The sequence below is a fragment of the Kitasatospora sp. NPDC015120 genome, from assembly GCF_043080305.1.
Taxonomy (GTDB): Bacteria; Actinomycetota; Actinomycetes; order Streptomycetales; family Streptomycetaceae; genus Kitasatospora.
Window position 1 is genome coordinate 68,087 of sequence record NZ_JBIBVJ010000012.1, and the last position, 18,469, is coordinate 86,555.

The following is an 18,469-nucleotide window of genomic DNA, read 5'->3' on the forward strand; positions in this document are numbered from 1 at the left end:
GCCGGCCCCGGTCACTTCTCCCAGCCGACCTTGCTGTAGTCCGAGCTGGCCAGCCCGAACGCCCCGTAGTTGGCGAGCCCCTTGCGGGCCGCCACCACCGTCGGCCGCTGGTACAGCTCGTAGGTGTGGCCGAGCTCCCAGATCCTGGCGTCCGCCTGGTTGTAGAGCTTCGCGGCCTCCACCGGGTCGATCGTGCCGGCCGCCTTCTTCAGCAGCGCGTCGATCTCCTCGCTGCCCAGCTTGGAGTAGTTGCCGAAGACGTTGTCGCCCTGCGGCAGGCGGAAGTTGGTCAGGCTGCTGGAGAGCGGGAACGAGTCGGTGTTGCGCCAGCTGGCGATGTCCCACTTCCCCGGGTTGACGTACTTGGTGAAGAAGTCGTTGGCCGCGACCTTGTCGATCTCCACCTTGACGCCGACCGCCAGCCACATCGCCTGGGCGGCGGTGGCGAGGTCGACCTGGGCCTGCGGGGTGGACTCGTTGAGCACCCAGTGCAGGGTCAGCGCCTGGCCGTCCCTGGTCCGGGGCCGGCCGCTGCCGGCGTCCTGCCAGCCGGCCTCGTCCAGCAGCTTCTTCGCCGCGGCCGGGTCGAACTTCGCCCACTCGCCGGAGTTGTCCTGGTAGCCGGTCTGGTTGGGCATGAAGATGTGGTTGCCGAGCGGCTTGAACTCCACCGGCACGCCGTTGTTGGCGATCTTGACGAGCGCGTTCCGGTCCAGCGCCCGGCCGAGCGCCTGGCGGACCTTCACGTCCGCCAGCGGACCGCCGCCGCCGAAGGAGATGTGCACCTCGTCCCACGGACTGGCGGACCGGATCACCGCGTCCTTGGCGTCCTTGAGCTGCCCGTACGCGGTGGCGGTACCGGCCGCGGCGAAGTCGATCTCGTTGTTGAGGAAGGCCTGGGTGGTCGCCGACTGCGCCATCACCCGGAAGGTGATCTTCTCGACCTTGGGCTTGGCGCCCCACCAGCCCGGGTCCGGGACGAGCGTGAGGGTCTGCGCGGTCTTGTCGAAGGTGCCGGCCTTCAGCGGGCCGGCGGTGATCGGGATCCGCTCCACCCAGCCCTTGTTGAAGTCGTCGGCGGTGGCGATCCCGGCGGCCGGGACCAGCGGGCGGAAGAGGTTCTGCCAGTCGGCGTAGGGCTCGGAGAAGGTCACCTTGACCTCGGCCGGGTCCGCGCCCTGTTCGACGGCGGAGATCAGCTCGTAGCCGGCCGAGTCGGCGATGTTGTAGCCGTCCTTCTTCCCGTTGGTGGCCTCCCAGTCGGCCTTGAAGTCGAGGTAGCTCAGCGGCTTGCCGTCCGACCACTTGGCCTTCGGGTTCAGCTTGTAGGTGATGACCTGCGGCGAGGCGGAGGTGACCTTGGCGTCCACCAGGTAGTCCGCGACCGGCTTGAAGGCCCCGGTCTCGTCGGTGCTGAACAGGCTCGGCTCCAGCGTGCGCATGATGTCGACCGCGTCGCCGTAGCGGCCGTCCACCTGGAACGGGTTCCACTGGGTGATCCACTGGTACAGCGGGAGGCGCACCTCGCCGCCGTCGCGGACCTGGTCCAGCGGCTTGGCGTTGATGTCGATCGACGCCTGCCCCGGCGCCGCGCCGGTGGACGGGGTGTCCGCCGGACCGCCGCCGCCCGAACTGCACGCGGTGGCCGCCAGGGTGACGGCGAGGGCGAGGGCGGCGGCGCGGCCGATCCGGCGCGCGGGCGTGGCGGAAGCGTCCATGAGGGTCCCCCCGGTGATGTCGGGCACGTGGTGAGAGGTGGGCGTCGCGAGGTGTGGCGAGGCTTGATCGTGGGCAGCCAAGTCGGTGCCGGGGACCGAACGTAACAGCCGATCAGAACGAGTACCAGGGGGCGGAGTTGACACCTGATCCGAACGAAACCGGGCGCAACACGACCGCAACACCGCGGCCGCCGGCCGGTGCCACACTCTGAGCTGCGCCTTCCCGAGCACGGTCGGGAACCACGGCCGACCGCCCCCGCCCGCGGCTCCCCGCGGCGGCCCGCACCCCGGGACGGCCCCGCACGCCGGGGCAGTCCCGCACCCTCGTCCCCGACCCGAAGGCCACCCTCCGATGCCCACCAGACGCGTCGGCCCCGCTCCCACCCCGGGCGGCCGCTGATGCTCCGCTACCTGACCAAGCGGCTCGCCTACTACGCCGTCCTGCTGGTCGCCGCCGTCTTCCTGGCGTACGCGCTGGCCGGCGCCGCCCTGCAGCCGCGCGCCTACTTCGAGGCCAAGGTGCCGCGCCCGGCCGCCGCCTCGGTCGAGCGCCAGCTCACCGACCTCAACCTGAACGACCACACCCCGGTCGTCCGGCGGTTCGGCCGCTGGGCCGGCGGTCTGCTGCTGCACGGCGACCTCGGCCGCACCATCCACGACACCCCCGTGATGGACGACTTCCGCCGCCGGGTCTGGGTCTCGCTGCGGCTGCTGCTGGTCGGCAGCCTGCTCGGCATGGTGCTCGGCGTCGCCGCCGGGGCGTGGAGCGCGGTGCGCCAGTACCGGATCTCCGACCGGCTGCTGACCGTCCTGTCCTTCGTCCTGCTCTCCACCCCGGTCTTCCTGGTCGCGCTCTTCCTCAAGAACGGCGCCATCGCCGCCAAGGACGCCGTCGGCCACGAGGTCGTCCCCTTCACCGGGTACGAGACGCCCGGCCTCACCGGCGGCCTCGGCGCGCACCTCGCCGACTGGGCGCTGCACCTGCTGCTGCCCACCCTCTCGCTGGCGCTCGGCGGCCTCGCCACCTACAGCCGCTACCAGCGCGGCACCATGCTCGACGTGCTCGGCTCCGACTACCTGCGCACCGCCGAGGCCAAGGGACTCACCCGGGGCCGGGCACTGATCAGGCACGGGCTGCGGACGGCGGTCGTGCCGATGTCGACGATGTTCGCCTACAGCTTCCTCGGCATCTTCACCGGCGCCGCCTTCACCGAGACCATCTTCGGCTGGCACGGCATGGGCGAGTGGTTCATCCAGTCCGTCAACGAGCAGGACGTCAACGCGGTCGTCGCGGTCAACCTGTTCGCGGCGGTCGTGGTGCTCGCCTCCGGGCTCCTCGCCGACACCCTGCACGCCGCGCTCGATCCGCGCGTACGGGCCTGACCGAGGAGGAACGCCGTGACCGCCGCGATCACCGGACCCGCCGAGCCCGTCGAGCCCGTCGAGCCCGCCGGACCCGTCTCCCCCGCCGAACCCGGAACCGGCACCGGGTCCGGGCCCGGGACGACCGGCCGGGGGCGGATCGTCCTCGCCCGTCTGCTCGCCGCCCGCGGGGCGGTGGCCGGCGCCGTCGTCGTCCTGCTGCTGTTCCTGCTGGCCTTCGCCGGCCCCCATCTGACGCCCTGGGACTACGCCACCCCCGACTACGGCGCGCTGCGCCGGCCGCCGTCCGCCACGCACTGGTTCGGCACCAACGGGATCGGCCAGGACGTCTTCGCCCAGACCCTGCGCGGCCTGCAGAAGTCACTGGTCATCGGCCTGCTGGTGGCGCTGTTCTCGACCGTGCTGGCCTCCCTGGTGGGCGCCTGCGCCGGCTACTTCGGCGGCTGGACCGACCGGCTGCTGATGTTCCTGGTCGACCTGATGCTGGTCTTCCCGAGCTTCCTGGTCATCACGATCGTCTCGCCCCGGCTGAAGGGCGCCGGCTGGCTCGCCTTCGTCCTGCTGCTCGCCCTGTTCAACTGGATGATCACCGCCCGGGTGGTCCGCTCGATGACGCTCTCGTTGCGCGAGCGGGAGTTCGTCCGCGCCGCGCGGTTCATGGGCGTCCACCCGCTGCGGATCATCACCCGGCACGTGCTGCCGAACGTCGCCTCCTTCCTGATCATCGACGCCACCCTCGCGGTCGGCGGCGCGGTGATGAGCGAGACCGCGCTCTCCTACTTCGGCTTCGGCGTCAAGGCGCCGGACGTCTCGCTGGGCACCCTGCTCGCGGCGGGCACCAGCGAGGCCCCGGTCTTCCCCTGGCTGTTCTACTTCGCCGCCGGGCTGCTGGTGCTCTTCGTCCTGGCGGTCAACCTGATCGGCGACGGGCTGCGCGACGCCCTCGACCCCACGTCCGAGGCCGCCCGCCGGCCCCGGCGCTCCCGCCGCTCGCGCTCGCGCGGGCGCGGCCCCGACCACGGTGACCGCGGTGACCACGGAGGCCGCAGCGAGCACGGGCACGACCGCGCCACGGGGAAGAGGAGCCGCGCGTGACCGGCACCACCGCACCCGCCGCCCCGGCCGCCGCCGGCACCCCGCTGCTGCAGGTGCGCGACCTGCGGGTCGACTTCGGCGGCCCGCGCGGCACCGCCGCCGTCCCCGCCGTGCGCGGCGTCGACCTCACCCTGCACCGCGGCGAGACCCTCGGCATCGTCGGCGAGTCCGGCTCCGGCAAGTCCGTCACCGCGCTGGCCGTCCTCGGCCTGCTGCCCGGCACCGCCCGGGTCCGCGGCTCGGTCCGGCTGGACGGCCGCGAACTGCTCGGCCTGCCCGGGCGCGACCTGGCCGCCGTCCGCGGCCGGCGGATCGCCATGGTCTTCCAGGACCCGCTCTCCGCCTTCACCCCCGTCCACCGGATCGGCGACCAGTTGACCGAGGCCCTGCGCATCCACCGGCCCGGCCTCGGCCGGACCGCCGCCCGCAAGCGGGCCGCCGAGCTGCTCGACCTGGTGGGCATCCCGGCCCCCGACCGCGCCCTGGACGGCTTCCCGCACGAGTTCTCCGGCGGCATGCGCCAGCGCGCCATGATCGCCATGGCCGTCGCCAACGACCCCGACGTGCTGCTCGCCGACGAACCCACCACCGCGCTCGACGTCACCATCCAGGCGCAGGTGCTCGACGTGCTGCGCACCGCCCGCCGGGAGACCGGCGCCGCGCTCGTCCTGGTCAGCCACGACCTCGGGGTGATCGCCGGGATGGCCGACCGGGTCGCCGTGATGTACGCGGGGCGGGTCGTCGAGACGGCCGGGGTCGACGAGCTGTTCGCCGCGCCGCGCCACCCGTACACGCTCGGCCTGATCGGCGCCGTCCCCCGGCTGGACGGGCGGCGCGGACCGCTGGTCCCGATCCCCGGCACGCCCGCGCCGATGGCCGGGCTGCCGGACGGCTGCGCGTTCGCCGACCGCTGCCCGCTGGCCGAGGACCGCTGCCGCACCGGGGAACCGCCGCTGACCGGCGCGGACGGCCACCTGGCCGCCTGCGTCCGGGCCGCCGACCTCGCCGAACGGCGGCCCGCGCCCACCGAGGTGTACCCCGTGCCGCCGCTCCCGCCGGCCGCCGGCGCGGACGTCCCCCGGGCGCAGCGCCCGCCGGTCCTGGAGGTCCGCGGGCTCACCAGGACCTTCCCGCTGGTCAAGGGCACCGTCTTCAAACGCCGGATCGGCTCGGTGTACGCGGTGGACGGCGTCGAGCTGTCGGTCCGCGAGGGCGAGACGCTCGGCCTGGTCGGCGAGTCCGGCTCCGGCAAGTCCACCACCCTCTTCGAACTGCTGCGCCTCGCCGCCCCCGAGTCCGGCCGGATCGAGCTGCTCGGCCGGGACACCGCCACCCTGTCCCGCGCCGAGGCCCACCGGATGCGGTCCCGGCTGCAGATCGTCTTCCAGGACCCGATGGCCAGCCTCGACCCCCGGATGCCGGTCGGCGACATCGTGGCCGAACCGCTGCGCGCCCAGCGGGCCGCGAAGGACGAGATCGCCCGCCGGGTGCCCGAACTGCTGCGCCAGGTGGGCCTCGACCCGGCGCACGCCCTCCGCTACCCGCACCAGTTCTCCGGCGGGCAGCGGCAGCGGATCTCCATCGCCCGCGCGCTGGCCGTCCGGCCCCGGCTGCTGGTGCTCGACGAGCCGGTCTCCGCGCTGGACGTCTCGATCCAGGCCGGGGTGCTCAACCTGCTCCAGTCCCTCAAGGCGGAGCTCGGCCTCTCCTACCTCTTCGTCTCGCACGACCTCTCGGTGATCCGGCACCTCGCCGACCGGGTCAGCGTGATGTACCTCGGGCGGACGGTCGAGGAGGGCGGGGTGTCCGAGGTCTTCGACCGGCCCCGGCACCCCTACACCCGTGCCCTGCTCTCCGCCGTCCCGCTGCCGGACCCGGCCGCCGAACGCGCCCGCAGCCGGGTGCTGCTGGCCGGCGATCCGCCCTCCCCCACCGTCCGGCACGCCGGCTGCCCGTTCCGGGCCCGCTGCCCCGTCCACCCGGGGCTCGGCGCGGCGGCGCGCGAGCGCTGCGCGAACGAGGCGCCGCCGCTCACGGCGGCGGACGGCCCGGCCGGACGCTCGGCCGGCGGACCGGGGGGCGGACCGGCCGGCGGACCGGTTGCCGGCTCGGGGGACCGCCCGGCCGACGGCGGCCACCGGGCCGCCTGCCACTTCCCGCAGGGGTGAGGGGGCCGTCGGCCGGGCACCTCCGAACGGCGGACACCCCGCCTGGCGGGCGCCCGGCCGCCGTGCGACAACTGCTGGTATGACCTGGCCCAACCTGACGATCCTGGTCGGCTCGCTGGCTATCGCGACCGTGGTGCTCCTGCTGCTGCCCCGCTTCGTCTCCGCCGAGGCCCGGAAACCGCACAACGACGTGACGGCGGCCATCTTCGCCATGGTCGGTGTGCTCTACGCCGTCCTGCTCGCCTTCGTGGTGATCGTGGTCTGGGAGGCCGCCGACGACGCCCGGGCCACCACCTTCCGCGAGGCCGACCAGCTGGCCGGCCTCTACTGGACGTCCCGTCAGTTCGACAGCCCCGCGGGCATCGAGCTGACCAACCTCACCCTCCAGTACGCCCACAACGTCATCGGCGACGAGTGGCAGCTGATGGCCCGCCACCGCACCGACCCGCACACCACCGAGCTGGTGTACCGGATCCGCGACACCACCAACGCGCTGCAGCCCGTCGACTCCCGCCAGCAGGCGCACTTCAACAACGCCCTCCAGCACGTCGAGGGCCTGGCCAGCGAGCGCCGCGCCCGGCTCACCCAGGTCCAGGACGCGGTGCCGCCGCTGCTCTGGGTGCCGCTGATCGTCGGCGCGGTGCTGACCGTCGGCTTCGCCTTCGTGTTCGGCATCTCCAGCATCCGGCTGCACCTCGCCATGGTGCTCACCATGACCGCGATGATCTGTGTGGTGCTGATCGTGATCAAGGAGATGAACTACCCCTTCGACGGTGTGAACGCCGTCCAGCCCGACGCGTTCCAGGTGTTCCTGAGCCGGCTGCCGGCCAGCCGCTGAGGCCCGCCCGTGGTCACTCCCGGTCACCGGACGGTGCGGATTCGGCGGATCGGCCCGACGCCGTGTAATGTCGTCCAGGTCAGCAGGCGCCGCTAGCTCAGTTGGTTAGAGCAGCTGACTCTTAATCAGCGGGTCCGGGGTTCGAGTCCCTGGCGGCGCACCGACGGTCGAAGGGTCCTCTCGCAGCAGCGAGGGGGCCCTTCGGCGTTCCCGGCACCGGCGGGCCCCGACCCGGCGGGACGGGGTCGGGCCGCGCCCCCTTCAGCGGGTGGTGTCCAGGACCGCCGAGGCCACCGCGTCCGGGCGGTCGAACATCAGCAGGTGCCCGGCCGGGGCGGTGCTGCGGTACTCGGCGCCGAGCAGTGCGGCCAGGTCCCGCTGGGCGGCCAGCCACTCCCGGGTGCGGCGCCCGCGCAGGCCGTCGTCGGCGGCGAGCACGGTGACCGGCAGGTCCGCCGGCAGCGGAGCCGTCCGGCGCAGGGCCGCCAGCTCGGCCGCCGCGTCCAGGTAGCGGGTGTTCTCCCGGAGCAGCGCCCGCAGGGAGCGCCCGGTGCGGTAGCAGCGACGGACCAGCGGCGCGGGCGCGAGGTCCTCGCGCCGCACGGTGGTGGCCCGGGCCGCCAGCCGGCGCACGGCGGGCCCGAGCAGGTACGGCACGGCGGCGGCGGTGGCCGCCCGGGCGGTGGCCCGCGCCGCGAGATCGCGCAGGGCGGGGGCAGGGCGCGGGTGCGGATCGGGCTCGACGCTGCCGTCCAGCAGCACCAGCCCGGCCGTCCGCCCCGGGTACAGCCGGGCGAAGGCCTCGACGTGGAACGCGGCGAGCGAGTGCCCGGCCACCGTGCACGGCCCGGGCAGGGCGAGGGCGTCCAGGACGGCCCGGATCCGGTGCGCCTCACCGGCGGCGGCCGGCCACCGGCGGTCGGCCGGCTCGGGCGCGCTGAGGCCGTAGCCGGGCCGGTCGAACCGGACCACGGTGCGGTACGGGGTGAGGAAGGGGACGACGAGGTCCCAGTCGAACCAGCTGCTGCCGAGCCCTCCGGTGAGCAGGCACACGGGGCCGCGCCCCTCGGCCCGGACGTGCAGGGGTATGCCGTCGATCCGCAGGACGAGCCCGTCGTCGGCGGGCCCGCGGGAGGGGCGCCCGCGGGAGGGACGGGCGCCGGAGGGGCGGGCACCGGAGGGGCGGGCACCGGTCATGCCGGCTCCCGCCGCCGGTCGGTCCGGGGGCGGCCGGCGGGGGCGGCCCCGGGTTCACCGGTGCCGGGCTCCCCGGCGCCGGGGCGGAGGGCGGCCGCGAGCAGGGCCAGCCACAGGGCGACCAGCAGCACCTGGAGGCGCTGGCCGGCGCCCAGCGCCCAGGTGCCGCGACCCGCCTCGAAGGCCGCGATCGCGCCGAGGCTCCACCCGGTGGCGAGCAGTTCGGCGCCCAGCAGCCACGGCCCGTACCGGCGCACCGGCGGCCACCAGCCGTACCGCCGGGCGGCGACGGTGAGCGCGGTCAGACCGCCGAGCGCGCCGAGCACGGCCAGGCTGCTGGTCACGGCGTGGGCGGTGTGGGTGGCGGGGACGAGACCGGCCGTCTCGCGGGCGGCGCACATCTCGTCGCTGGTGGGCGCGCAGCTCAGGGGCAGCCGGGAGTCGGCGGCGGTGGCCGCGCCGAACAGCGCGAGCGCCGCCCACCCGGTCACCGCCCACGGCCGCCGGCCACCGGGCAGGGCCAGTGCGGCGGCCGCCAGCACCGCGAGCCCGGCGACCAGGTCGGTGGCCCGGAAGAGGCCGCCCAGCGGCTGGTCCTCGGCGGCCAGCTCGCTGAGGTACGCCTGGACCGGGTCGAGCCCGGTGCTGAGCACCACTTCCAGGACCCACGCGGTGTACGCGACCGCGCTGAGCAGCAGCAGGGCGGCGACGGCGCCGGTCCGGGTACGCGCACCGCTTCGGGTACGCGCGCCGCTTCGGGTGCGGGCGCGGGCGGAGCCGAGCCGAGCGCTCCGGCGACCGGGGTGGGAGCTGGGCACGTTTCCACCCTAACCGGCGGTAAACCCCGCCCCAACCGGGAGGAAACGGGCAGGACGGCCCCGGTGACGCCGCCGGTGGTTCGAGGCATCCTCCGGAAGCGTGTATTGTTTTCTCCGTCAGCAGGCGCCGCTAGCTCAGTTGGTTAGAGCAGCTGACTCTTAATCAGCGGGTCCGGGGTTCGAGTCCCTGGCGGCGCACCGACACCGGGGAGCCTCTCGTACACAGCGAGGGGCTCTCCGGCTTTTCGCTGCCCATTGACGTCCGATTTGTGTGTGATGTCGGTCTCGCTTCCGGCCGTCGTGGAGCCAACCGGTACCTTCGGCGCGTTCTGGGCTGTAAACCGGAAAAGGGGCAAAGGTCCCCGACCGCCGACGATCCCGGCCGCGCGGGCCGGCACGCTCCCCAGCGTCCTGCCGCCCGCGCGGCCGCCCGCCCGCAGGAAAGGCCGCCGCTTTGTCCCGTACCGCCCCCAGCGGCGCGCCGCGCATCCGCTTCCGCGAACCGAAGGCCCGCCGGCCGCGCCGGCCCCGACGCACGGGCTGGCGCAGACTGATACCCACCTGGCGGATGACCCTGATCGGCTTCGCGACCGCGCTGCTGCTCGGGGTCGGCCTGTTCGCGCTCGGCATCGCGCTGGTGAAGGTGCCGGACGCGCACGCCGCCGCGACCGCCCAGAGCAACACCTGGCTCTACCAGGACGGCTCGGTGATCGCCCGGACCGGCGAGACCAACCGGCAGAACGTCGGGCTGGACAAGGTCTCCCCCGCCGCGCAGCACGCCACGCTGGCCGCCGAGGACCGCAACTTCTACCACGAGGGCGCCGTCAACGTGCCCGGCCTGGTCCGCGCCGCCCTCAACACCGCCAAGGGCGAGGGCACCCAGGGCGGCTCCACGATCACCCAGCAGTACGTGAAGAACACCTACCTGAGCCAGAAGCAGTCGATCACCCGCAAGGTGAAGGAACTCTTCATCGCGATCAAGGTGGACGCCACCGAGAGCAAGGACGAGATCCTCTCCAGCTACCTCAACACCTCCTACTACGGGCGGGGCGCCTACGGCATCCAGGCCGCCGCGCAGCAGTACTTCGGCGTCGACGCCTCCGCGCTCGACGCCGCCCAGGGCGCCTACCTGGCCGCACTGCTGAACGCCCCGAGCGCCTACGACGTGGCCACCGCCACCCCGGCCGGCAAGCAGAACGCCGTCAACCGCTGGAACTACGTGCTCGACGGCATGGTGAAGGAGGGCTGGCTCTCCGCCGAGGAGCGGGCCGCCACCACGTTCCCCGAGGTCAGGGACCCGCAGGCGCAGCTCGGGCTGTCCGGCCAGGCCGGCTACCTGGTCAACGCGGCGACCGAGTACCTCACCACCAACCAGATCATCGGCGAGTCGGAGCTGGCCAAGGGCGGCTACACGATCAAGCTGACCATCGACCCGAACCGCCAGCAGGCCCTGGAGAACGCCGTGCAGGCCCAGCTGCACGACACCCTGAACCCGGAGAAGCGGAAGAAGGACGCCGCCGCCCAGCCCGGCGCCGCCTCCGTGGACCCGAAGACCGGTGCGGTGGTCGCGCTGTACGGCGGCGTCGACTACACCAAGCACTACGTCGACAACGCGACCCGGCGGGACTACCAGGCGGGCTCGACCTTCAAGGCGATCGCGCTGGCCGCGGCGCTGGAGAACGACGCCAAGACCCAGTCCGGCCAGACCATCACCCCGCGCACCGTCTACGACGGCACCAGCGGCCGCAAGGTCCGCGGCGGGAAGGGCACCCCGTACGCACCGCCGAACGAGGGCGACAAGAGCTACGGCCAGATCACCCTGCAGCAGGCCACCAACTGGTCGGTGAACTCGGCCTTCGCCCAGCTCGCCCAGGACACCGGGCTGTCGAAGGTGCGGGACACCGCGATCGCGCTCGGCCTGCCCAGCAACACCCCCGGGCTGGACCCGGTGCCCTCGATCCCGCTGGGCACCGCCACGCCGAGCGTGCTCGACCTGGCGGGTGTGTACGCCACGCTGGACAACGGCGGCAAGCAGATCACCCCGTGGCTGGTGCAGTCGGTGGACCACGAGGGCGCGCCGATCGCCCTGCCCGCGCACAAGGCCACCCAGGCGATCAGCGAGCAGACCGCGCGCGAGGTCACCTCGATGCTCCAGGGCGTGGTGAGCGACCAGGGCGGCACCGGCTGGCGCGCGAAGGACCTGAGCCGTCCGGCGGCGGGCAAGACCGGGACGACGGACGACCAGAAGTCGGTCTGGTTCGTCGGGTACACCCCGGAGCTGGTCACCTCGGTCGCGCTGTTCGGGCAGGACCCGGGCACCGGCGCGCAGGTCAGCCTGAGCGGCACCGGCGGGATCGACGGCGCGGCGGGCGGCCAGTACCCCGCGAAGATCTGGACCACCTACATGAAGGCCGCCCTGAAGGGGCAGCCGGTCAGCGACTTCCCCGCTCCCCCGGGTGCGGACTACTCCTCGCGCAGCGGCTCGGGCTCCTCCGGGGCGGGCTCCTCGTCCGGTCCTTCGAGCACGCCGTCGAACACCCCGAGCGGGTCGGCGACGCCGTCCGGCGGGTCGTCCTCGCAGTCCGGCCAGGGCGGTTCCGGCTCCGGGGGCGACTCGGGCTCGACGCCGTCCACCGCGCCGTCGACCGGCCCGACCACCGCCCCGCAGCCCTCGGGCGGCGCCGGCGGCTCGGGGCCGGGCGCCGGTTCCGGCGCGGGTTCCGGCTCGGGTTCGGGTGCGGGGTCGGGCTCGGGGTCGGGCGCTGGATCCGGGTCCGGGTCCGGCGGGTCGGGCACCGCGCCGACCCAGCCGACGGCGCCGCAGCCGAGCAGCAAGCCGACCAAGCCGACGGAGCCGACCGGGGGAACGGGCGGCTCGGGGTCGGGCACGGGGTCGGGTTCCGGCTCCGGCACGGGCTCGGGCACGGGCTCCGGCTCCGGCACGGGGTCGGGCACGGGGTCGCAGTCCGGCGGCGGCACGGGGACGGACGCGGGTGCCGGGGCGGGGTCCCCGGCCGGGGCCGGCGCCGCCTCCGGTGGGTGACGAGCGCCGGCGGACGGTGCCGTGCAGGACCGAATGACGGAATGACCCCTTACCGGATGGCCGGTGCGGCTGTCACAATTCGTCGGTGCACAGCTCCGACCCCCTGCTCGGCCGCTCCCCCGGCCGAACCCTCGGCCTCACCCTCGCCCTCGTCTCCGCGTTCGCCTTCGGCGGCTCCGGCACCGCGGCCAAACCGCTGATCGAGGCCGGGCTCTCCCCCCTCCACGTGGTCTGGCTCCGGGTCACCGGCGCCGCCGTCGTCCTGCTGCCGCTGGCCTACCGCCACCGCGACGCCGTCCGGCGCCGGCCCGGCCTGCTGATCGGCTTCGGCCTGCTCGCCGTGGCCGGAGTCCAGGCCTGCTACTTCGCGGCGATCTCCCGGATCCCGGTCGGCGTCGCCCTGCTGATCGAGTACCTCGGCCCGCCGCTGCTCATCGGCTACGTGCGGTTCGTCCAGCGCCGGCCGATCAGCCGGGGCGCGGCGATCGGCGCGGGCGTCGCGGTCGCCGGGCTCGCCTGCGTCGTCGAGGTCTGGAACGGCCTGAGCTTCGACGCGCTCGGCGTCCTGTTCGCCCTCGGGGCGGCCTGCTGCCAGGTCGGCTACTTCGTGCTCGCCGACGCCGGCAGCCGGGGCGAGCGCCCGGTCGACCCGATCGCCGTCAGCGCGTACGGCCTGCTGATCGGCTCGATCGTGCTCACCGCCCTGACCCGCCCCTGGGAGGCGGACTGGGGCAGGCTCGGCGGGGACGTCGTGATGAACGGGCACAGCCTGCCCGCCCTGATCCCGGCCGCCTGGATGGTCCTGGTCGCGACGGTGCTCGCCTACCTGACCGGCGTGGTCGCCGTCCAGCACCTGTCGCCGCCGGTCGCCGGAGTGGTGGCCAACCTGGAGGCCGTCGTGGCCACGATGCTGGCCTGGGTCCTGCTGGGCGAGCACCTGGGCCTGCCGCAGATGGCCGGCGGCCTGCTGGTGCTGGCCGGGGCGTTCGCCGCCCAGGCGAGCAAGCCCGCCGCGCCCGCCGGGGCGGACCTCGCGGCGGCCGCAGCGTCACCGGCCGGGGCCGCGGGGGCGGGGGCGGGGGCGGGGGCGGCCACGATACCGGCCGGGGCGACCGCCCTCGGCGAACGGCTCGCCCGGGCCGCCGAGGCGCAGACCCGCCGGACTCGGGAGCGGGGGCGGGAACGGCGCTAGTGCTCCGACGGCAAAGGCTCACCGGGTTTGCCTGCACTCCTGGCGAGGACTACTTCTTGCGCCGGCTCTCGATCTCGGCAGACAGCACGACCATGTCGTGCAGATGCGCGTAGTACGTGGCCGCGTACTCGTCGTCGATCGCCGGAAGGACCTTCCGGAACGCCGACGTCAGCCGCGTCAGGCGCGCGTGGGCCTGTTCGCCGAGCAGGTCTGCGTGGACGCAGGCGGCGTAGGCATAGGCGTCCGAGTCGAGCATCACCATGTCCCGGCCCTCGATGTCCAGGCCGCGGAAGCCGGGCGGGAACGGCCTGGCCATGTGCTCTGCCATCATCTGCGCAAGCGCGCCGAGCTTGTCGTCAAGCATGGGGAGATCCTGCCAGGCGACCCGGCGAACCTCTGCGGTCACAGCACTGGCACCGCTGCCCGGCCCGGGTCAGCGGCCGACCCAGCCGAACCAGTCGAAGTGGTTGAGCGGCCACACGACGGCCGACACCGGGCCGACCACGTTGTCCACCGGCACGGCCCCGCCACCGGGGCCGCGCTGGTGGTAGCGCGAGTCCGCGGAGTCGCTGCGGTGGTCGCCCTCGACCCAGACGTAGCCCTGCGGCACCGTCACCGGGCCGAACTCCAGCCCGGCGCAGGAATCGTCCCCGGGGTGCAGGTACGGCTCGTCGACCTTGGCGCCGTCGACGGTCAGCGTGCTGCCCGAGCACTGCACGCTCTGCCCGCCGGTCGCGATGACCCGCTTGACCAGGTAGTTGTCGTCCTTCGGCGGCACCAGGCCGACGAAGGAGAGCACCGAGCCCAGTGCGTTGGTGACGGGGTTGCCGCCGGTCGGCTGCGGCGGCAGCCAGTCCCCGGGGTCCTTGAACACCACCGGCTGGCCCCGCTCGGGCTCCCAGCCGGTCAGCGGGGCGAGCTTGTTCACCCCGACCCGGTCGCCGACCCGCAGGGTGTTCTCCATCGAACCGGAGGGGATGGTGAAGACCTGGAAGAGACAGGTCTTGATCAGCAGCGCGACCACCAGGCCGACCGCCGCCATCGCCGGGATCTCGATCCACCACGGCCGTGGCCGGCGGCCGGACCGACGGCCCTTCGGCGGCCTGCTCCGACGGCCCTCGGCGGCGCGGCGGGCCCGCCGCGCCTCGGCCCGGCCTCCGACGGGGGCGGCGGGCCCGGCCCCGGCGTCGCCGCCGTGCGTATCGGGCAGGTTCACCGCCATCGTCGCTGCTCCACTCTCCGGCTGCGGGGGAACCTGCACGCTACGCCAAGCGGGGATCCAGGCGAAATCGGACGTTTACCCGCGCCAGACATCCCGCCGGGCCGGGCGCGCTGGTCAGGCGGAGGCGTTCGCGCCGGTCACGGCGTCGCTCGCGATGGCCTCGTGGTGGCGGATGACCTCGGCGATGATGAAGTTGAGGAACTTCTCCGCGAACACCGGGTCCAGGTGCGCACCGGCGGCCAGCTCGCGCAGGCGCTTGATCTGGGTGCGCTCGCGGGCCGGATCGGCCGGCGGGAGCTTGTGCTCGGCCTTGAGCCGGCCGACCCGCTGGGTCGCCTTGAAGCGCTCGGCCAGCATGTGGACCACCGCGGCGTCGATGTTGTCGATGCTCTCGCGCAGGCTGGTCAGCTCGGCCCGCACGGCATCGTCGACCCCCTCGGGCAGTCCGGCGTCGGGGGTCGTGGGGTGGTCCGTCATCGGGGCGGCTCCGCGGCTCTCTCGGTGGTGCGCCCGACCGTGCGGCGGCCGGGCCCGGGCCCGGGCCAATCTAACAGGGCGCCCGGCGCGGGCCCGCACCGTCCGGCCCAACGTCCACGATGCGGACGGCCCGCGAACCGCCCGGCCCGCCGTGAGGGACGGGGGTGTTACGGACGGGGGTGTTTTCGGACGCGGTGGCCCGGTGCGCTACTTGTGGCGCGCCCCCGGCCTGCCCGTAGGCTGGGCGCGGCATGACCGGACGTGACGAGTCAGCAGTTCCTCAGTAACTACCGGAGGTACCGATCGTGGCAACCACCCGCACCGCCCGCACCGCTTGGGAAGGCAACCTGGTCGACGGCAAGGGCCAGGTGACGTTCGCGTCGTCCGGCATCGGCGAGTACCCGGTCTCCTGGCCGGCCCGCGCCGAGGCCCCGAACGGCAAGACCAGCCCGGAGGAGCTCATCGCGGCCGCGCACTCCGCCTGCTTCTCGATGGCCCTCTCGCACGGCCTGGCCGGCGCGGGCACCCCGCCCACCAAGCTCGACACCCAGGCCGACGTCACCTTCCAGCCGGGCACCGGCATCACCGGCATCCACCTGACGGTCACCGGCCAGGTGCCCGGGCTGGACGAGGCCGGTTTCGTGAAGGCCGCCGAGGACGCCAAGGCGAACTGCCCGGTGAGCCAGGCCCTGGCCGGCACCACCATCACCCTCACGGCCAACCTGGCCGGCTGACCTCCCGGGCGTCCCGCCCACGGCCCCGGCCGGGCGCACGTCCGGCGCCGAATCGGAGCCCGAGGGCGCACTCCTGGAGCACACGCCCCCGGTGCACATCATGTGATGTGCACCGGGGGCGTCCGCATGTATCACCGCACTTGCTCCCAAACCAGACGAATCACCCTGGCGGCGGTCACCGCGCGTTGCCATCGCGTCCTATGATCGGCCGCAGCGCCCTGTTCCTCACGGTTCCTCAGGCGGGTTCCCACCCGGCCGCTCCGTCCCGAGCGTCCCGCAGCGGAGTCCGGCCTCCGCGAGTGCGGCAGAGTGCGAGCCGGCCGCCGAAGTCGGGTGACCGGCCGGACCAGCGTCAAGCGTCAGCAGCGGACGGGAGCATGCCGTGCCGGGCCAGAACGAGGGGGCCGACGCACACCACCCAGGCGTGCGGCACGAGGACCCGCGGCCACGCCGCCTCCTGCCGCCCGCCCTCCCCGCCACCCCGGCCAACGGCACGGCCCGGGCCGCTCTGGCCGACCCCCGGCAGGCCCAGGCCGACGACGGCGCCCTCCACTGCCCCGCCTGCTCGGCGCCGCTCACCGACGGCGCGCACCGCGTGCCGGACAGCGGCGGTCCGGACAGCGGCGGTGCGGACGGCGGCGGTGCGGACGGCCGGGCGGTGGCCGAGGGCGACGACCCCCAGCTGGCCGCGCTGCGGGCCAGCGAGTCCCGGCTGCGGGCCGCCTTCTGCGACGCCGGCATCGGCATGGCCCTGATCGATCCCGAGGACCGGATCATCGAGGTCAACCCCGCCTTCGCCGCGCTGACCGGCCGCACCGTCGACGAGCTGGTGCGGACCCACATCCACGAGATCACCGATCCCGAGGGCATGCCGCGCCGGCTGTTCCGTGCGCTCGCCCACGGCGAGCACGACCGGATTCGGGTCGAGAAGCAGCTCAAGCACCGCACGGGCCGGACGGTGTGGACCAAGGTGACCGTCTCGCTGATCCGCGACACCGAGGGCAGCCCGCTGTACACGCTCGCCCTGGTCGAGGACATCACAGAGCAGCGCCGGCTCGGCGACCGCCTGGAGTACCAGGCCCTGCACGACCCGCTGACCCGGCTGCCCAACCGGACGTACTTCTTCGAACGCCTCGACGCCGCCTGCCTCACCCCCGACCGGTCGGCGGGCCCGGGGCAGGGGGCCGGGGCGGGGTCCGCCGAGGCCCCGGCGGCCGACGGGCGGGCGGCCGACGGACCCCGGGTCGGCGTCTGCTACCTGGACCTCGACGGGTTCGCCGCGATCAACGAGGCCCTCGGCCACCACATCGGCGACCAGTTGCTGATCGCCGTCGCGACCCGGCTGCGGCGCGGCTTCTCCGAGCACGGCACCCACCTGGTCGCGCGGATGGGCGGCGACGAGTTCGCCGTCCTGGTGACCGGCAGCCGGGGCAGCGACCAGCTCACCGACCTGGCCGCCCGGATCCTCGACGCCCTGGAACGCCCCTTCGACGTGGCCGGCCACCGGCTGGTGGTCACCGCCAGCGTCGGCGTCGTCGAACGCTCCGTGCACGAGACCACCCCGACCGACCTGGTGAAGGACGCCGACGCCACCCTGTACTGGTCCAAGGCCGACGGACGGGCCCGCTGGACCCTCTACGACCCCGACCGCGGCGCCCACCAGCTGACCCGCCAGCTGCTCGCCACCGCGCTGCGCCCGGCGCTGGAACGCGGCGAGTTCACGATCGAGTACCAGCCGCTGGTCGGTCTGGCCGACGGCGCCGTACACGGCGCCGAGGCCCTGGTCCGCTGGCGCCACCCCCGCTACGGGACGCTCTCGCCGGACCGCTTCATCCCGCTCGCCGAGGAGTCCGGGGCGATCGTGCCGCTCGGCAAGTGGGTGCTGGAGGAGTCCTGCCGCCAGGCGCGGCGCTGGCTCACCGAGTTCCCCGAGACCGAGACCTTCGTGAGCGTCAACCTGGCCGCCCGCCAGATCTGGGACTCCGACGTGGTGGCCGATGTCGCCCAGGCCCTCGACCGCACCGGCCTGCCGGCCCGGCTGCTGCAGCTGGAGATCACCGAGAGCGCACTGCTGGGGCCCGGCGGACGACCGCTCCAGGCGCTCCAGGCCCTCGCCGACATGGGCGTGCGGATCGCGATCGACGACTTCGGAACGGGCTACTCGAACCTGGCCTACCTCTCCCGGCTGCCGGTGCACGTGCTGAAGCTGGACGGCACCTTCATCGAGGGGTTCCGCGACCCGGCCCCGGCCGCCGCCGGCGGCCGGCCGGAGCTCCCCGAGCTCCGCTCGCGGCGGAGCGACGCCGACGAGCAGATCGTCGGCGCGATGGTGCAGCTGGCCCACACCCTCGGCCTGACCGTGACCGCCGAGGGCATCGAGAGCGCCGCCCAGGCCGAGCGGCTGCGCCTCACCGGCTGCGACACCGCCCAAGGCTGGTACTTCGCCCGCCCCGGCGAGGCCGAGCTGGTCGCGGCGATACTCCGCGACGGCCGCGACGGCCGGGACGGCCAGGAGGAGCGGGCGGAGCGGGAGGGCCGGGAGGGCCGCGACGCCCCGGACGGGCGCTAGCCGGGGCCTTCAGCG

Annotated in this window: 14 protein-coding genes and 2 tRNA genes; 10 read left to right on the forward strand and 6 right to left on the reverse strand. The window is 74.3% G+C overall.

What is annotated here, in order from left to right:
- Nucleotides 1–11: 11 nt before the first annotated feature.
- Complete coding sequence (locus tag ACF1AK_RS24730; protein WP_391501012.1) at nucleotides 12–1,718, reverse strand: ABC transporter family substrate-binding protein; 1,707 nt, start codon at nucleotides 1,716–1,718, stop codon at nucleotides 12–14.
- A 399-nt stretch (nucleotides 1,719–2,117) separates the two neighbouring features.
- On the opposite strand from ACF1AK_RS24730, the gene ACF1AK_RS24735 reads away from it, so the two are divergent.
- The 5 genes from ACF1AK_RS24735 to ACF1AK_RS24755 all read left to right on the forward strand — a co-directional run bounded on the left by ACF1AK_RS24735 (nucleotide 2,118) and on the right by ACF1AK_RS24755 (nucleotide 7,362).
- The gene (locus tag ACF1AK_RS24735; protein WP_391501013.1) at nucleotides 2,118–3,101 is read left to right on the forward strand and encodes an ABC transporter permease; all 984 of its coding nucleotides are present in this window, start codon (nucleotides 2,118–2,120) and stop codon (nucleotides 3,099–3,101) included.
- A gap of 138 nt (nucleotides 3,102–3,239) precedes the next feature.
- Nucleotides 3,240–4,196 carry an ABC transporter permease gene (locus tag ACF1AK_RS24740; protein WP_391501149.1) on the forward strand — a complete coding sequence of 319 codons (957 nt, stop codon included), beginning with the start codon at nucleotides 3,240–3,242 and terminating at the stop codon, nucleotides 4,194–4,196.
- Nucleotides 4,193–6,364 carry a dipeptide ABC transporter ATP-binding protein gene (locus ACF1AK_RS24745; protein ID WP_391501014.1) on the forward strand — a complete coding sequence of 724 codons (2,172 nt, stop codon included), beginning with the start codon at nucleotides 4,193–4,195 and terminating at the stop codon, nucleotides 6,362–6,364. Before ACF1AK_RS24740 ends, ACF1AK_RS24745 begins: the two co-directional genes overlap by 4 nt.
- 79 nt (nucleotides 6,365–6,443) lie before the next feature.
- A complete protein-coding gene (locus ACF1AK_RS24750; protein WP_391501015.1) occupies nucleotides 6,444–7,202 on the forward strand; it encodes a DUF4239 domain-containing protein in 759 nt (252 codons plus the stop codon).
- Nucleotides 7,203–7,288: 86 nt separating this feature from the next.
- Nucleotides 7,289–7,362: transfer RNA gene (locus ACF1AK_RS24755), tRNA-Lys, on the forward strand.
- 101 nt (nucleotides 7,363–7,463) lie between these two features.
- Here the strand turns inward: ACF1AK_RS24755 and ACF1AK_RS24760 are convergent.
- Together ACF1AK_RS24760 and ACF1AK_RS24765 are read right to left on the reverse strand one after the other, a co-directional pair.
- A complete protein-coding gene (locus tag ACF1AK_RS24760) occupies nucleotides 7,464–8,399 on the reverse strand; it encodes an alpha/beta fold hydrolase (RefSeq protein ID WP_391501016.1) in 936 nt (311 codons plus the stop codon).
- On the reverse strand, nucleotides 8,396–9,100 hold the full coding sequence (locus ACF1AK_RS24765) for a DUF998 domain-containing protein (protein ID WP_391501150.1): 705 nt from the start codon (nucleotides 9,098–9,100) through the stop codon (nucleotides 8,396–8,398). Before ACF1AK_RS24765 ends, ACF1AK_RS24760 begins: the two co-directional genes overlap by 4 nt.
- Nucleotides 9,101–9,341: 241 nt before the next feature.
- Here ACF1AK_RS24765 and ACF1AK_RS24770 point away from each other — a divergent pair.
- The 3 genes from ACF1AK_RS24770 (at nucleotide 9,342) to ACF1AK_RS24780 (ending at nucleotide 13,452) form a co-directional block, all read left to right on the forward strand.
- Nucleotides 9,342–9,415, forward strand: a tRNA-Lys gene (locus ACF1AK_RS24770).
- A gap of 370 nt (nucleotides 9,416–9,785) precedes the next feature.
- Nucleotides 9,786–12,260, forward strand: coding sequence for a transglycosylase domain-containing protein (locus ACF1AK_RS24775; RefSeq protein ID WP_391501017.1), 2,475 nt, complete (start codon nucleotides 9,786–9,788; stop codon nucleotides 12,258–12,260).
- 85 nt (nucleotides 12,261–12,345) lie between these two features.
- Nucleotides 12,346–13,452 carry a DMT family transporter gene (locus tag ACF1AK_RS24780; RefSeq protein ID WP_391501018.1) on the forward strand — a complete coding sequence of 369 codons (1,107 nt, stop codon included), beginning with the start codon at nucleotides 12,346–12,348 and terminating at the stop codon, nucleotides 13,450–13,452.
- Between the two features lie 49 nt (nucleotides 13,453–13,501).
- On the opposite strand, the gene ACF1AK_RS24785 is transcribed toward ACF1AK_RS24780, so the two are convergent.
- From ACF1AK_RS24785 to ACF1AK_RS24795, 3 genes are all read right to left on the reverse strand, one after another.
- The gene (locus ACF1AK_RS24785; protein WP_391501019.1) at nucleotides 13,502–13,816 is read right to left on the reverse strand and encodes a hypothetical protein; all 315 of its coding nucleotides are present in this window, start codon (nucleotides 13,814–13,816) and stop codon (nucleotides 13,502–13,504) included.
- Between the two features lie 69 nt (nucleotides 13,817–13,885).
- Nucleotides 13,886–14,674 (reverse strand): signal peptidase I, encoded by a 789-nt coding sequence (gene lepB, locus ACF1AK_RS24790; protein WP_391501020.1) that lies wholly within the window; start codon nucleotides 14,672–14,674, stop codon nucleotides 13,886–13,888.
- A gap of 114 nt (nucleotides 14,675–14,788) precedes the next feature.
- Nucleotides 14,789–15,151, reverse strand: coding sequence for a chorismate mutase (locus ACF1AK_RS24795; protein WP_391501021.1), 363 nt, complete (start codon nucleotides 15,149–15,151; stop codon nucleotides 14,789–14,791).
- A gap of 305 nt (nucleotides 15,152–15,456) precedes the next feature.
- On the opposite strand from ACF1AK_RS24795, the gene ACF1AK_RS24800 reads away from it, so the two are divergent.
- A complete protein-coding gene (locus ACF1AK_RS24800; RefSeq protein ID WP_391501022.1) occupies nucleotides 15,457–15,885 on the forward strand; it encodes an OsmC family protein in 429 nt (142 codons plus the stop codon).
- A gap of 424 nt (nucleotides 15,886–16,309) precedes the next feature.
- Complete coding sequence (locus ACF1AK_RS24805; protein WP_391501023.1) at nucleotides 16,310–18,454, forward strand: putative bifunctional diguanylate cyclase/phosphodiesterase; 2,145 nt, start codon at nucleotides 16,310–16,312, stop codon at nucleotides 18,452–18,454.
- The last annotated feature ends 15 nt before the right edge of the window (nucleotides 18,455–18,469 follow it).